The following is a 15,055-nucleotide window of genomic DNA, read 5'->3' on the forward strand; positions in this document are numbered from 1 at the left end:
AAAACGGCTCAATGCTAAGCATCGAGCCGTTAGAATACAAGTTTCGCTTACCTAAATAAGGTTAGATAGTGTTACTCAGCGAACTTTTTGAAGATCAAAGAACCGTTTGTACCACCAAAGCCAAACGAGTTACAGATAGCGTATTCCATACCTTCAACTTTGCGCGCAGTGTGCGGCACAAGGTCGATGTCTAGACCTTCTTCTGGATCATCAAGGTTAATCGTTGGTGGAACGATTTGGTCAACCAAAGACATAACCGTGATAATTGCTTCAACAGAGCCTGCTGCACCTAATAGGTGACCAGTCATAGACTTAGTTGATGATACAAGTACTTGCTTCGCACCTTCTTCACCAAGAGCACGTTTCACGCCCTTGATTTCTGCAACGTCGCCAGCAGGAGTAGATGTACCGTGAGCATTCACATAACCTACTTGGGTGCCTGTGATGTTCGCGTCACGCATTGCCGCTTCCATCGCAAGTGCACCACCAGAGCCATCTTCGCTTGGAGAAGTCATGTGGTAAGCATCACCAGACATACCAAAACCAACCAGTTCTGCGTAAATCTTCGCGCCACGTGCTTTCGCGTGTTCGTACTCTTCAAGCACCATCATGCCAGCACCATCGCCTAGAACGAAGCCATCACGGCCTTTATCCCATGGACGAGACGCTTTTTGAGGTTCGTCATTACGAGTAGATAGCGCTTTAGCTGCACCGAAGCCAGCCATGCCAAGAGGCGTAGACGCTTTTTCTGCGCCACCAGCAACCATCGCATCTGCATCGCCGTACGCAATCATTCGTGCAGCATGACCGATGTTATGTAGGCCAGTAGTACATGCTGTAGAAATCGCGATATTTGGACCACGAAGACCACGCATGATAGATAGGTTACCTGCAACCATATTTACGATGGTCGAAGGAACAAAAAATGGGCTAACTTTGCGAGGGCCTTTTTCTACTAATGCAGTGTGACCTGTTTCGATCAGATCTAGACCGCCAATGCCTGAGCCGATAGCAACACCAACTCGAGCCGCATTTTCTTCGGTAATTTGTAAGCCAGAGTTATCAAGAGCTTGAATACCCGCTGCAATGCCGTACTGGATGAAAAGATCCATCTTACGAGCATCTTTTTTAGACATGTACTCTGTGCAATCGAAATCTTTAACAAGACCTGCAAAACGAGTTGAGAAGTTCGTAGCATCAAAGTGCTCGATATTCACGATACCACTTTGACCTTCTAGCAGGGCTTTCCAAGATGATTCTACTGTGTTGCCTACCGGTGACAACATACCCATGCCAGTGACAACTACACGACGCTTGGACACGATATAATTCTCCGGGAATTGAATATTTCTATGAGAGGATAGAAGAAGTTAGAAAGAACACAGGCGGTCTAGGAGACCGCCTGGGAGAGCTAATTACTGAGCGCTGTTTACGTAGTCGATTGCAGCTTGAACAGTAGTGATCTTCTCAGCTTCTTCGTCAGGAATCTCAGTGTCGAATTCCTCTTCTAGAGCCATAACTAGTTCTACAGTGTCTAGAGAATCAGCACCTAGATCGTCAACGAAAGAAGCTTCGTTTTTAACTTCTGCTTCGTCTACACCTAGCTGTTCAACAATGATTTTCTTTACGCGTTCTTCGATGTTGCTCATTTTTCTTTTCCTTTACAGATTTCGCCTAATGCGATGATTCCGTAGTTTATTCGAACTATTGAAAGTTGCAAGGGGGTCCTTGCTGGTCAAACCACAAAATTAGCGAATTTAACCGAATTTCAATACATTTTTGACTTAAATCATGCACAAATCTTGCGCATAAGCATGACAAGTTCATGACAGTTAACTGCAACTATAGGCTATTTTTCACAATGTAAAATAGCTTATTTTGCACAAACTGTCTCATTAAACCATGTACATGCCACCATTTACATGCAAAGTTTCACCAGTAATGTACGCTGCTTCAGGAGAAGCAAGGAAAACTACTGCTGATGCAATTTCACGTGGGTCACCTAAACGACCAGCTGGCACGTTCGACAACGTTGCCGCACGTTGCTCATCATTTAGTGCCTTCGTCATGTCAGTTTCGATGAAACCAGGGGCAACAGTGTTCACTGTTACACCACGAGACGCAACTTCACGAGCCATTGATTTAGTAAAACCAATCACGCCCGCTTTCGCTGCTGCGTAGTTAGTTTGACCTGCGTTACCCATGGTACCAACAACAGAGCCTACGTTGATGATACGACCCGCACGTTTTTTCATCATGCCGCGTAAAACCGCTTTAGACATGCGGTAGATAGGCGTTAGGTTGGTATCGATGATGTCGTTCCACTCATCATCTTTCATACGCATCAATAGGTTGTCACGAGTAATACCAGCGTTATTCACCAGAATATCGATCACGCCAAATTCTTCGTTGATCGTTTTTAGTGTCGCTTCGATAGACTCGACATCGGTCACGTTCAGTGCCAGACCTTTACCGTTATCACCAAGATACTCGCTGATAGCAGCAGCGCCACTTTCAGAAGTAGCCGTACCGATAACCGTCGCACCGCGCTCTACAAGAAGTTCCGCGATCGCGCGGCCAATACCACGGCTTGCGCCGGTAACTAGCGCGATCTTACCTTCTAGATTCATCATGTTGTGTTTCCTTTTCTTATCGCAAGTTTTATCGCTTGATGGATTACTTCGCCGCGTCTAGCGACGCAACATCATTCACTGCTGCTGCAGTTAGCGTTTTCACGATACGTTTTGTTAGACCTGTTAAAACCTTACCAGGACCAAGCTCAAGAAGCTGTTCTACCCCTTGCTCGTGCATAAGCTCGACTGTTTCAGTCCAGCGAACTGGGCTATGTAGCTGACGAACAAGCGCATCTTTGATTTTTGCAGGATCTGTCTCAGCGACCACATCAACGTTGTTGATAACTGGAAGCTGTGGTGAGTTAAATTCGATAGACTCAAGAGCTACTGCAAGTTTTTCCGCTGCTGGCTTCATAAGCGCACAGTGTGATGGCACTGAAACAGGAAGAGGAAGCGCACGTTTCGCACCAGCTTCTTTACATAGCGCTCCCGCACGCTCTACTGCGTCTTTGCTACCCGCGATAACTACCTGACCAGGCGAGTTAAAGTTTACTGGAGAGACCACTTCGCCTTGCGCTGCGTCTTCACACGCTTTTGCAATCGCGTCATCAGCCAAACCGATAATCGCGTACATTGCGCCAGTACCAGCTGGTACTGCTTCTTGCATAAGTTGACCACGTAATTCAACCAGCTTGATTGCTTCTTTAAAATCAATAACACCCGCACATACAAGTGCTGAGTACTCACCTAGGCTGTGACCGGCTAGGTTTGCTGGTTGCTCTAAACCGATCTCCTGCCATACACGCCAGATTGCAACAGATGAAGCTAGCAAAGCTGGTTGAGTGCGGAAAGTCTCGTTTAAATCTTCTGCAGGTCCATTTTGAACAAGCGCCCATAGATCGTAACCTAGTGCGTCAGATGCTTCTGCAAATGTTTGTTTTACTACGTCATATTGTTCGCCTAGTTCTGCAAGCATACCTACAGCTTGAGAACCTTGACCTGGAAATACGATAGCAAACTTGCTCATGTTGTTTTCCTTTAAGCAAAGTAAAAAGAAATAAGATGCAACAAGTGCACCTTAAATTTTGAATTCTCGTGAAACTTAGAACTTCACCAGAGCAGAGCCCCAAGTGAAACCGCCACCAAACGCCTCTAGCAATAAAGTCTGCCCGCGTTTAATGCGACCATCGCGCACAGCTTCATCCAGCGCAGACGGTACTGTCGCCGCAGAAGTGTTCCCGTGTCGGTCTAATGTCACTACGACTTGGTCCAAAGACATTGAAAGCTTTTTCGCTGTTGCCGAAATAATTCGATAGTTCGCTTGATGCGGTACTAGCCAGTCTAGTTCAGACTTATGCATGTTGTTGGCTTCAAGCGTATCTTTTACTAGTTTCGATAACTGAGTGACAGCGACTTTGAATACTTCGTTACCTGCCATATGAAGCCATTTGTCAGCATCTTGACCACGCTCAGGTACAGGTAGGCTTAGTAGCTCACCGAATTGACCATCCGAGTATATGTGGGTAGAAATAATACCTGGCTCTTGGCTAGCGCCTACGACAACGGCTCCAGCACCATCACCAAATAGGATAATGGTTGAACGGTCTGTCGGATCACACGTTTTAGACAAAGCATCTGAACCAATAACAAGTACGTTTTTACACATACCCGATTTAATATGTTGGTCTGCAACGGATAATGCGTACACAAAACCAGAACAAGCAGCGGCTAAGTCAAAAGCTGGACAACCTTTAATGCCAAGCTTTGCCTGCACCTGACACGCAGATGAAGGGAAAGTATGGCTACTGCTCGTTGTGGCTACGATAATCAGGTCGATATCGTTTTTATCAATACCCGCCATATCGATAGCGTTTTCAGCTGCGTAGAATGCCATGTCCGCTACAGTCTCATTTTCTGCAGCAATTCGACGCTCTTTAATACCCGTGCGAGCAACGATCCACTCATCACTTGTATCTACCATTTTCTCTAGATCTGCGTTTGTACGCACCTGAGATGGCAGGTAGCTGCCAGTACCTAAAATTTTGCTATACATGAAGACTAATAATGCCTCTCGAGTAAAACCGCTTCCAAACGATCGCTAATACGGCTTGGTACTTGTCGTTTGACCTCGTGTACTGCCTCGCCAAGTGCATTGACAATCGCAGATACATCCGCACTTCCATGGCTTTTTATGACAATGCCGCGCAATCCTAGCAAACTTGCGCCGTTATACTGGTCGGGGTTCAGTGTTTTTAGTTCATTAAATAGCCGAGAAAACAACTTTCTAGCAATCCAACCCTTTATCGTTGACGCCATCATACTGGTTTTAATTTTTTCGATAAAAAGTTGAGCTGTTCCCTCACTGGCTTTTAAGCATACGTTGCCGACAAACCCATCACATACAATGACGTCTGCAACATCATGCAAAATTTGATTACCTTCAATATAACCAACAAAGTTAATCGCGTCGGTCTGAGAAAGCATTTCTGCGCAACGTTTGACTAAATCGTTACCTTTAATCTCTTCTGCGCCAATATTGAGTACAGCAACGCGAGGAGGACAACCTAAGTGTTCTTCTGCTAATGCACTGCCCATTACAGCAAATTGGAACAAACTATCAGCATCGCACGATACATTCGCACCTAGATCTAGCATCCAAGTACGCTTTCCAGTAATCGTCGGTAAAGCTGAAACTAAAGCAGGACGTTCAATACCAGGAAGTAACTTAAGAATGAAACGCGATAGTGCCATTAATGCACCGGTGTTGCCACCACTAACACAAGCATCCGCCTTCTGCTCAGAAACCAAATCGATAGCCATACGCATGGAACTATTTTGGCTATTACGTAGTGCCAATGAAGGTTTTTCTGAGTTCGAGATAACTTTCTCACTATGAAGAATAGTCAAGCGGGAACTGGTCGAGGTACCGAGTTGAGATAATTGAGACGTGATCAGAGATTGATCACCTATAAGAATCACTTTTAGCTCTGGGAAATGAGACAGTGCCTGCACGGCGGCAGGCACTGTTACGCGTGGACCGAAATCCCCGCCCATTGCATCAAGTGCAACGGTAATACTTTGCAAAGGTTCAACCTTACTTGTTGATAACCTTTTGACCACGGTAGTAACCTTCAGCAGTTACGTTGTGGCGTAGGTGAGTTTCACCAGAAGTCGCGTCTACAGATAGAGCAGCTGTAGTTAGCGCATCGTGTGAACGACGCATACCGCGCTTAGAACGAGTTTTACGGTTTTTCTGTACGGCCATTGACCCTACTCCTATACTATTGGGTTAAAAACCTGAAGAAGAATCGGTTACCACACCTATTACTTTTTCAGACTTTTCAAAACGTCGAATGGATTCGGTTTTTCTTCCTCAATTTCTTCAGGAATCTCACCAAAAACCATGTTATTTGAATCAACGCTACAATCCGCTTCATCGTGCATCGCAATTTGAGGTAATGCTAAGATGAACTCGTCTTCAACCAGTTGTATAAGGTCTAATTCACCATATTCATTTAGATCTACCAAATCATAAATTTCTGGTGCTTCCTGTTCTGTTTTCTCACCGTAGTAAGGAGTAGAAAGGAACTCAACTTCGCACTCATGTGCGAATACCTCATTACAACGCTGACACTCTAAATCGACTTCGATGTTAGCTTTACCAGAGATAACAACGAGTCGCTGTTCATCCATCCCAAATGACAATGAGACTTCTGCGTCGCGTTTTACGCCTTCAGTTGTTTCCGCTAAGCGCTTGAAAAGACTAGCTTGGATGATGCCATCGTAATCCAATCGTTTCTGTGCAGCTTTTGCTGGGTCAACCGTTCGCGGTATTTTTACCTTTTGCATAGGGCGCGAATATTATCTTCCAAATCAAAATTAGTCAAAGAAAAAGGCAAAAAAGTTGTACTTTTTTACGCTTAACATACAGAGCATTAGCCAGAATCATTTTTGATCGATTATCCTATCGGAAATGCTCCCACGAATTGTAATTCAAAATGAAAAATTACCAACTGGTTTTAGCTTCAACCTCCCCTTTTCGTAAACAACTGCTTGAAAAGCTTTCACTACCGTTCATTTGTTTATCACCTGATTGCGATGAAACACCGTTTGACCAGGAAACGCCTCTTGAACTGGTGCAAAGATTGGCCCAAGAGAAAGCAACATCTTGCCAGACGGATAAAGCAAGTTTAGTTATCGGCAGTGACCAGGTTTGTGTCATTAATGGTGAAATCGTTGGCAAGCCTTTAAATAGAGACAACGCAATAAATCAACTTTTGTCTCAAAGTGGAAAAGTCATCACTTTCTATACCGGTCTTGCGGTACATAACACCGTCACAAACCATACAGAAGTCGGCTTTGATTCTTTCGAAGTACACTTTAGAGATTTGACGCTTGAACAAATCGAACGCTACGTCGACAGGGAAGAACCTTTTTACTGCGCAGGCAGCTTTAAAAGCGAAGGAATGGGAATTTGTTTGTTTAACAAATTGGTGGGGAAAGACCCGAACACACTTGTCGGACTACCATTGATTGATTTGATTGATATGTTGCATGTTCAAGGACTCGATGTCCTTTGATACAAATACTATAAAAGGGAACCACAGGCTCCCTTTTCGTGTCCACGAGGAAAACATGGTTACGCGTTTCTTAAACCCGCCAACACTTTTTCTAGCTTCGGTTCCATCGGTGCGTTGATTTCCATCCACTCATCATTTGATGGGTGTTGGAACTTGATGTTTGCCGCGTGTAGGAACAAACGGTCTAAACCAACTTGACCTGTGTAAGCATCAAAGCGACGGTCACCGTAGCGATCATCCCAAGCGATTGGGTGGCCCGTGTATTGTGTATGAACTCGGATTTGGTGAGTTCGACCAGTAATCGGACTCGCTTGAATCAATGTTGCTTGTTCAAACTTTTCCAAAATTTTAAAACGCGTTTCAGACGGCTTACCGTTAGGGTTAACACGAACAATACTGTTCACTTCGTTTTTAAGCAGTGGCGCGTTCACAACCTTACAACTGCTTTTCCATTGTCCCATGACAAGAGCTAAGTAAAACTTCTTCACTGTCTTTTCACGAAACTGGGCTTGCAAGTGACGAAGTGCAGAACGCTTCTTAGCAACCAGCAAGATACCTGAAGTATCACGGTCAATACGATGCACAAGTTCAAGAAAGCGAGCTTGAGGACGCAGAGCTCTAAGCGCTTCAATCGCGCCAAACTTTAAGCCACTGCCACCATGCACAGCGGTACCAGATGGTTTGTTTAGAATCAACATATGATCATCTTCGAAGATGATCATATCTTCCAACTCTGCGACTTTGTTTAGTTTCGTACTTGGCGCGACATCGTCATCTTTTTTCTCGACTGTCACCGGTGGAATACGAACGAGATCGCCTGCTTTTAACTTGTACTCTGCTTTTATACGCTTTTTATTTACACGTACTTCGCCCTTACGCACGATTCGGTAAATCATGCTTTTAGGGATGTCTTTTAATTGGTTGCGCAAAAAATTATCAATGCGCTGACCCGCCATATCTTCGTCAATGTCGACGAACTGGACTTTTGTTCTTATTTCGCTCATGGGCGGTATTGTAAACTCAATTTCGCGCGACTTCACATTATTCTTGTCGTAAAAGAAACACTTGATAGTACAAACTGGTCTAAATTTCGCCAAGCTTTTGTTTAAATTATTAAAACTCTCAATCGAGTTCTCAATTTGTTTTCTGTCTTGATCAGTTTACACATCTCAATTGCTTATGAAACAGCCAGTTATAAATTAGAAATTTTGAGTTTAGCGGCAAATTTTCTATCGTTTGCGTGAAAGCAGATTGCTGATAGCCACGCGCACTGCTATAGTTCACAGCTGCTAAGGAAGGTTTGGTTACATTTTATTCATTACCAATCATTTATCCTCAAGCAATGTGAGTAGATCGTTGAAGGTCGAGTGCAGCATTGGCGTGAGACACATCGAATTCAACACTCTTGCCACCCTACTCCTCGCATATTCACGTTGAGTACCTACCGCCCAAATAGCGGGTCACAAGTCTACGTTTCCAACAGAAACCACAAGAGGCTTGTGATGACTGAAGTGCCCGAGAGCATCCCCTTCCAGCCGGGAGGCTGCAAAATACAAGCCATGGGATCAGGCACCGTGAAAGAGCGAAAAAACAGTGGCAAGTCGACAAGAAAGATATAAAAGAAAAGACAACGAGAATTTTCAATGAAAAGAATGTTAATTAACGCAACTCAAAAAGAAGAGTTGCGTGTCGCTCTGGTTGATGGCCAGCGACTTTTCGATCTTGATATCGAGAGTCCAGGTCATGAATCTAAAAAAGCGAATATCTATAAAGGACGTATCACACGTATCGAACCAAGCTTAGAAGCCGCATTTGTTGATTACGGCGCCGAGCGTCACGGTTTCCTCCCTCTCAAAGAAATTGCCCGCGAATATTTCCCTGAAGGTTACACCTACCAAGGTCGTCCAAGCATTAAAGAAGTGCTAACGGAAGGCCAAGAAGTTATCGTTCAAGTGGAAAAAGAAGAACGTGGAAGCAAGGGCGCAGCTCTTACTACTTTCATTTCTCTTGCTGGTAGTTACCTTGTTCTGATGCCTAACAACCCTCGTGCTGGCGGTATTTCTCGTCGAATCGAAGGTGACGAGCGTACTCAACTAAAAGCCGCATTAAGTACTTTGGAACTGCCTCAGGGCATGGGCCTAATCGTACGTACTGCTGGCGTTGGCAAGAGTGCTGAAGAACTTGAGTGGGATTTGAATGTACTACTTAACCACTGGGGTGCAATCAAAGGTGCAGCGGACTCGAACCCTGCTCCATTCTTAATCCACCAAGAAAGTAACGTTATCGTTCGTGCAATCCGTGACTATTTGCGTCGTGATATTGGCGAAATCTTAATTGACAGCAACACCATCTACGAACGTGCAAAAGAGCACATTCAATTGGTGCGCCCTGATTTCCTTAACCGCGTTAAGAAATATGAAGGCGAAGTTCCACTATTCAGCCACTACCAAATCGAAAGCCAAATTGAATCGGCTTTCCAACGTGAAGTGCGTCTGCCATCTGGTGGTTCTATTGTTATTGACCCAACCGAAGCACTAACGTCTATCGATATCAACTCTGCTCGTGCAACCAAGGGCGGCGATATTGAAGAAACAGCCCTAAACACGAACCTAGAAGCAGCCGACGAAATTGCTCGCCAGTTACGTCTACGTGACTTGGGTGGCTTAGTGGTTATCGACTTTATCGATATGACACCTGTTCGCCACCAACGAGAAGTAGAAAACCGTCTACGTGAAGCCGTTCGTCTTGACCGCGCTCGTGTACAAATCGGTCGTATTTCTCGCTTTGGTTTGTTGGAGATGTCACGTCAACGTTTAAGCCCTTCTCTAGCAGAAGCAAGCCACCACATCTGTCCTCGCTGTAGCGGTACTGGAGTCGTTCGCGACAACGAATCTCTAGCACTTTCTGTGCTTCGTTTAATCGAAGAGGAAGCACTGAAAGACAATACAGCGCAAGTTCTCGCAGTTGTACCTGTGCCAATCGCTTCTTACTTGTTGAACGAAAAACGTCGTTCAGTTAACCATATCGAACGCATTCAAGAAGTGAAGATTACGGTTGTTCCAAACTCTGACATGGAAACGCCGCACTTCGAAGTTATCCGTGTTCGTGAAGGTGAAGAGTTCGATCTGATTTCTTACCTACTTCCTAAAAAACTGGAAGCAATGAAAGAAGCGGAAGGTAAAGAGCCAGCGGAAGTTGACGTAAAACCTAAACGAATCGAAGAACCTGTTCTTAAAGGCTTTGCGGCTCCTTCTCAAACGGCACCTGCACCAGCAGCTAAACCTGCCCCTGAGGCGAAGAAGAAAGAACAGAAAGTTGAACAAGAAGAAAAACCTGGACTGTTCAGCCGTTTGTTTAAAGCACTTGGTAGTTTCCTATTCGGCGGTTCTGAAGAGGTAAAAGAAGAACCGAAACCTCAGGAAGAGAAAAAGCCAAATCGCGATAATCGACGCAACAAACGTGATCGCAATGATCGTCGTCGCAATAACAACCAACGCGATAATCGTGAGAACCGCGACAATCGTGATAACCGTGATAACCGACGTCGTCGTAAGCCTCGTGATGAGCAAGCGAATGAGCAAAACGAAGCGCAACAACAAACCAATAAACAGCAAAACCGCAACCAAAAGCGTAAGCCTAAAGCTCAACAAGCAGACAAAGCCCAAGAGCAAAAAGCAAATGCAAAAGTAGCGGAAAAAGGCCTGCAGCTAGCGGCAGAAGCTCGAACTGAAACAAAACCAGAAGAGAGCAAACCAAAGCAACAAAACGCGAAAGCAGAAAAAGTGAAGGAGCGTCGCCAACGTCGCAAACTGAACAAGTCTGTACGCGTTAAAGACCAAGAAGCGGTTGAGAAGAAAACAGAAGAAACGGCGGTTAAGACTCAAGAAATGGTTGAAACCAAAGTTGAGAAGCCAACAGAAGCAGCGGTAGAAACACAGCAAGACAACAAGCAAGCAGAGTCTAAGCAACGTCGTAACCGTCGTTCGCCACGTCACCTGCGTGCAAGCGGTCAGCGCCGTCGCCGTGGTCGCGATCGCCGTCCTAACCCGTTCCGCCTGCGTAAAGGTGGTGTAGCTTCTCCTGAGATGGCTATGGGTAAAGTAATGCCACGCTACATTCCGAAACCAGCACCTAAGAAAGAAGAGCAAGTTAAGGAAGAAGCAGTAGCAGCAGTACCTACAATGCAAGGTGGTTTTGCTTGCCCAGAAATGGCTATGGGTAAAGTGATTATTCGCCGCGAGCAACCTGTTGTAACAGAAGCACCAGTTGTTGAATCAAAGGTTCAAGAAACAGTTGAAGCGAAAGTTGAATCTCCAGCAGTAGAAGCACCTGTTGTGGAAGCAGTAATCGCAGAAAAAACTGAATCGGCAGTAGTAGAAACAGCCTCTGTAGAGCCTATCGTTGAAACTCCTGCAACTGAACATGCTGAACCGGTTGATGCCATTGTAGAAACGGCACCAGCTGAAGAGCCTGTGGTTGAAGCAGCAAAAGAGATTGCAGCCGAAGCGCCAGTAGCTAAACCAGAGCCTAAAGTCGAAGCCATTAAAGTTGCTGCTAAGCTAAACGCTAGCGCACCGATGACAAAAGCACCTGGCCCTCAAGAGCTACGCGAAATCACTGTTGCAGCAGCGCCGTTCAAAACCGAACGTTACCAAGCTAAAGGTGCGGGTAGCCAAGTGGCTAAAAACCGCGCATCGGCAGAGATGACAAAGCCTAACTTTAACTAGGCTAAATCATTACGTTCAACTGCTTAACGGCATAAATAAATTAAAGGCTACCAGATGGTAGCCTTTTTTTATCTTCATATTTGCCCAATAAATTGTTCATATAAATACCAATTCGTGATCACATTTGTACGCCATTATTCGTATCATTCTTGAACTTAATCACACTTTTCGGTAGCATGCGCCGACTCAAGTTTTCGACACCATTCTGATGCTGCTCTTTTAATACTACGGTTTACACTGCAATGTTTGATTAGAAATCAACCACTCAGTGGCTTGTGCAAATACGAATATGTGTCGGGTTTAACTCATTGCAAAGAGAACTTAAAAACAAACATGTTCGAATTTCCCCAATTTTCTAAGCACTCCGTAAAAAATGATGTGCTATCAGGCTTAACCGTTGCGCTAGCATTGGTTCCTGAAGCTGTCGCATTTGCGTTCGTCGCAGGCGTAGATCCGATGGTCGGTCTTTACGCTGCATTCATCGTTGGTCTTATTACTTCCATTTTCGGTGGTCGCCCCGGCATGATCTCTGGTGCAACAGGTGCCATGGCAGTCGTAATGGTTTCGCTTGTCGCGACTCACGGTGTCCAGTACCTATTCGCAGCCATCATGCTCGCTGGTATACTTCAAATTGCCGCTGGTATGTTTAAATTGGGTAAGTTCATCCGTATCGTGCCTCACCCTGTGATGATTGGTTTTGTGAACGGTCTGGCTATTGTTATCTTCCTAGCTCAGTTGGGTCAGTTTAAAGCGCCAGATATCAACGGCATGCTTACTTGGCTACCACAAGACCAAATGCTACTAATGCTTGGTTTGGTTGCGCTAACTATGGCAATCATTCACTTTCTACCAAAAATCACAACGGCTGTACCCTCTTCACTTGTTGCAATCGTAACGGTGACTGCTTTAGTGGTTGGTTTGGATCTGGAAACTCGCACTGTTGTTGACTTCTTGCGTACAATGTCTGGTGATGAAGCGGCAACACTCGCAGGTTCACTGCCGACCTTCTCTATTCCGGCGGTGCCATTTACGCTAGAAACTCTACAAATCATTCTTCCATACGCGATCATTCTAGCGGCCATTGGTCTAATTGAATCTCTGCTAACGCTGACAGTTTTAGATGAGATGACGAACACTCGTGGTCAATCTAACCGCGAATGTATCGGTCAAGGTATGGCAAACATGACTTGTTCTGTGTTTGGTGCTATGGGTGGTTGTGCAATGATTGGTCAGTCGATGATCAACGTAAACTCAGGTGGTCGCGGTCGTCTATCTGGTATCGTTGCTGCTATCGCTCTATTGATGTTTATCTTATTCGCTTCTTCGTTAATTGAAATGATCCCACTCGCTGCTCTGGTTGGTGTGATGTTCATGGTTGTAATTGGTACATTCGAATGGGCAACATTTAAACTAGCGCGTCGCGTACCGAAGCAAGACTTCTTCGTTATTGTTCTTGTGACCGTTGTTACTGTTCTTACTGACCTAGCCGTTGCCGTAGCGGTTGGTGTTATTGTTTCTGCATTAATGTTTGCATGGCAACACGCTAAGCATATCTATGCCGACACGTGCTTAAACGAGGAAGGTTCAAAAGAGTACAAGATTCACGGTCCTATTTTCTTTGGTTCTGCCGCTAACTTCTTGGAGTTGTTTAACGCGCCTGAAGATCCAAAAGATGTGATTGTCGATTTTGCAGACTCTCGCGTGACTGATCACTCTGCAATTGAAGCGATTGAAACACTAGCAGAGCGTTACAATGCTCAAGGTAAAACGCTGCACCTTCGTCACCTAAGCCCAGATTGTCGTAAACTTTTGGACAAAGCTGGCAGCTTGGTTGAAATTAACGTGAAGGAAGACCCAAGCTACAAAGTCGCAACCGACATACTCGCGGGTTAACACGAATAAAAAGGGATGAGCTCAGCTCATCCCTTTTTCTATTGTCTTCAAGCCCGGCGATTATAGCTTCTTCAAAATCGCGTCTGATGCCTCTTCGATTAAATCAAGCACCAGTTCAAAGCCATCTTCTCCACCATAATATGGATCAGGGACTTCGTCGTAACCTGACCCAGAATGACTTAAAAATAACGATACTTTGTGTCGATACTTCAACGGACAAATATCCAATAAATCGGCCAAATTTGCTTTATCCGCGGCTAATATAAGGTCAAACTTGTCAAAGTCATCAATGGTGACTTGGCGCGCTTGCATTCCTTTAAAAAAATAACCTCGCAGCTTTCCTGCTGCCATCGCTCTTGAATCCGGTGGGTTTCCTGCGTGGTAGCCAATTGTACCTGCCGAATCAACCTCTACTTCAACGCCTAGCTTTTGAGCTTTCGCTCTTAACACTGCTTCTCCGGTTGGTGACCGACAAATGTTTCCCATACAAACAACAAGTATTTTCTTCATTTTATTCCCTGAATTATCGGTGGTTTTTCTTCACGATATGTTGGTCTATCATAGCGAGATAAATCAATGAACCCAAATCAGCTTGGGCAAAGCACAAAAAGGAATTGAGGAAGTATTATGTCTATCGAAGAAAATAAAGAAGCACGCCATAAGGCTCGCCAACAAAAAGTCAAAGAACAGGTAGACGCAAAAATTGCTGCTGCTCAAGAGGAAAAAGGTCTGCTACTGATCATTACCGGAAATGGTAAAGGTAAATCGACATCAGGATTCGGTACGATAGCACGCGCAGTGGGTCATGGTTTGAATTGTGCTGTCGCGCAGTTTATTAAAGGTACTTGGGACAATGGTGAGCGCAACCTACTTGAGAAACTCGGCGTTGAATTCCAAGTAATGGCGACCGGCTTTACATGGGAAACTCAAAACAAAGCCGCTGATACCGAAGCAGCGCAAGGCATATGGCAAGAATGTAAGCGCATGCTCAAAGATGAATCTATCGATGTGGTTCTTTTTGACGAGCTGACGTACATGGTGAGCTACGGCTACATTGATTTAGACGAGGTCGTTGAAGCGCTGAACAACCGCCCTAAAATGCAGTCGGTTGTCATTACTGGTCGTGGCGCTCATCGCACTCTGATTGAAATGGCTGATACCGTTTCTGAAGTGAAGAATGTAAAGCATGCATTTGAGTCAGGCGTCAAAGCGCTGAAAGGTGTCGACTGGTAAAGCTCACCAGCAGAATTAAAAAAGGGTTGGCTAATGCCAACCCTTTTTG

The 15,055-nt window shown here is 45.0% G+C and carries 14 protein-coding genes; 4 read left to right on the forward strand and 10 right to left on the reverse strand.

The features are described from left to right. Positions 1 to 71: 71 nt before the first annotated feature. The 8 genes from fabF to yceD all read right to left on the reverse strand — a co-directional run bounded on the left by fabF (position 72) and on the right by yceD (position 6,422). Positions 72 to 1,322, reverse strand: coding sequence for a beta-ketoacyl-ACP synthase II (gene fabF / locus ACWPOD_RS15220; protein WP_005396984.1), 1,251 nt, complete (start codon positions 1,320 to 1,322; stop codon positions 72 to 74). A gap of 93 nt (positions 1,323 to 1,415) precedes the next feature. Next, positions 1,416 to 1,649 (reverse strand): acyl carrier protein, encoded by a 234-nt coding sequence (gene acpP / locus ACWPOD_RS15225; protein ID WP_004406112.1) that lies wholly within the window; start codon positions 1,647 to 1,649, stop codon positions 1,416 to 1,418. 246 nt (positions 1,650 to 1,895) lie between these two features. Continuing rightward, the gene (gene fabG, locus ACWPOD_RS15230) at positions 1,896 to 2,630 is read right to left on the reverse strand and encodes a 3-oxoacyl-ACP reductase FabG (RefSeq protein ID WP_031780596.1); all 735 of its coding nucleotides are present in this window, start codon (positions 2,628 to 2,630) and stop codon (positions 1,896 to 1,898) included. Positions 2,631 to 2,676: 46 nt separating this feature from the next. Then, positions 2,677 to 3,600, reverse strand: coding sequence for an ACP S-malonyltransferase (fabD, locus tag ACWPOD_RS15235; protein WP_456232030.1), 924 nt, complete (start codon positions 3,598 to 3,600; stop codon positions 2,677 to 2,679). Between the two features lie 75 nt (positions 3,601 to 3,675). After that, positions 3,676 to 4,626, reverse strand: coding sequence for a beta-ketoacyl-ACP synthase III (locus ACWPOD_RS15240; protein WP_005396980.1), 951 nt, complete (start codon positions 4,624 to 4,626; stop codon positions 3,676 to 3,678). 5 nt (positions 4,627 to 4,631) lie between these two features. Beyond that, positions 4,632 to 5,657, reverse strand: a complete 1,026-nt coding sequence (plsX, locus tag ACWPOD_RS15245) for a phosphate acyltransferase PlsX (protein WP_012841590.1) — start codon at positions 5,655 to 5,657, stop codon at positions 4,632 to 4,634. A gap of 10 nt (positions 5,658 to 5,667) precedes the next feature. Next, on the reverse strand, positions 5,668 to 5,838 hold the full coding sequence (gene rpmF, locus ACWPOD_RS15250) for a 50S ribosomal protein L32 (protein ID WP_005396978.1): 171 nt from the start codon (positions 5,836 to 5,838) through the stop codon (positions 5,668 to 5,670). A 59-nt stretch (positions 5,839 to 5,897) separates the two neighbouring features. Then, a complete protein-coding gene (yceD, locus tag ACWPOD_RS15255) occupies positions 5,898 to 6,422 on the reverse strand; it encodes a 23S rRNA accumulation protein YceD (protein WP_005396977.1) in 525 nt (174 codons plus the stop codon). Between the two features lie 149 nt (positions 6,423 to 6,571). On the opposite strand from yceD, the gene ACWPOD_RS15260 reads away from it, so the two are divergent. Further along, on the forward strand, positions 6,572 to 7,153 hold the full coding sequence (locus ACWPOD_RS15260) for a Maf family protein (RefSeq protein WP_005396976.1): 582 nt from the start codon (positions 6,572 to 6,574) through the stop codon (positions 7,151 to 7,153). Positions 7,154 to 7,212: 59 nt separating this feature from the next. Here ACWPOD_RS15260 and rluC read toward each other — a convergent pair whose 3' ends face one another. Next, entirely contained in the window at positions 7,213 to 8,157 is a 945-nt protein-coding gene (gene rluC / locus ACWPOD_RS15265; protein ID WP_005396975.1) for a 23S rRNA pseudouridine(955/2504/2580) synthase RluC, read from the reverse strand. 639 nt (positions 8,158 to 8,796) lie between these two features. On the opposite strand from rluC, the gene rne reads away from it, so the two are divergent. Together rne and ACWPOD_RS15275 are read left to right on the forward strand one after the other, a co-directional pair. Beyond that, positions 8,797 to 11,880, forward strand: coding sequence for a ribonuclease E (rne, locus tag ACWPOD_RS15270; protein WP_006742828.1), 3,084 nt, complete (start codon positions 8,797 to 8,799; stop codon positions 11,878 to 11,880). Between the two features lie 333 nt (positions 11,881 to 12,213). After that, the gene (locus ACWPOD_RS15275) at positions 12,214 to 13,773 is read left to right on the forward strand and encodes a SulP family inorganic anion transporter (RefSeq protein WP_005380840.1); all 1,560 of its coding nucleotides are present in this window, start codon (positions 12,214 to 12,216) and stop codon (positions 13,771 to 13,773) included. Between the two features lie 60 nt (positions 13,774 to 13,833). On the opposite strand, the gene ACWPOD_RS15280 is transcribed toward ACWPOD_RS15275, so the two are convergent. After that, positions 13,834 to 14,283 carry a low molecular weight protein-tyrosine-phosphatase gene (locus ACWPOD_RS15280; protein ID WP_456232031.1) on the reverse strand — a complete coding sequence of 150 codons (450 nt, stop codon included), beginning with the start codon at positions 14,281 to 14,283 and terminating at the stop codon, positions 13,834 to 13,836. 117 nt (positions 14,284 to 14,400) lie between these two features. Here ACWPOD_RS15280 and cobO point away from each other — a divergent pair, with 117 nt between their 5' ends. Continuing rightward, positions 14,401 to 15,006, forward strand: coding sequence for a cob(I)yrinic acid a,c-diamide adenosyltransferase (gene cobO / locus ACWPOD_RS15285; protein WP_170902936.1), 606 nt, complete (start codon positions 14,401 to 14,403; stop codon positions 15,004 to 15,006). The last annotated feature ends 49 nt before the right edge of the window (positions 15,007 to 15,055 follow it).

This window comes from Vibrio sp. JZG120, assembly GCF_053890955.1.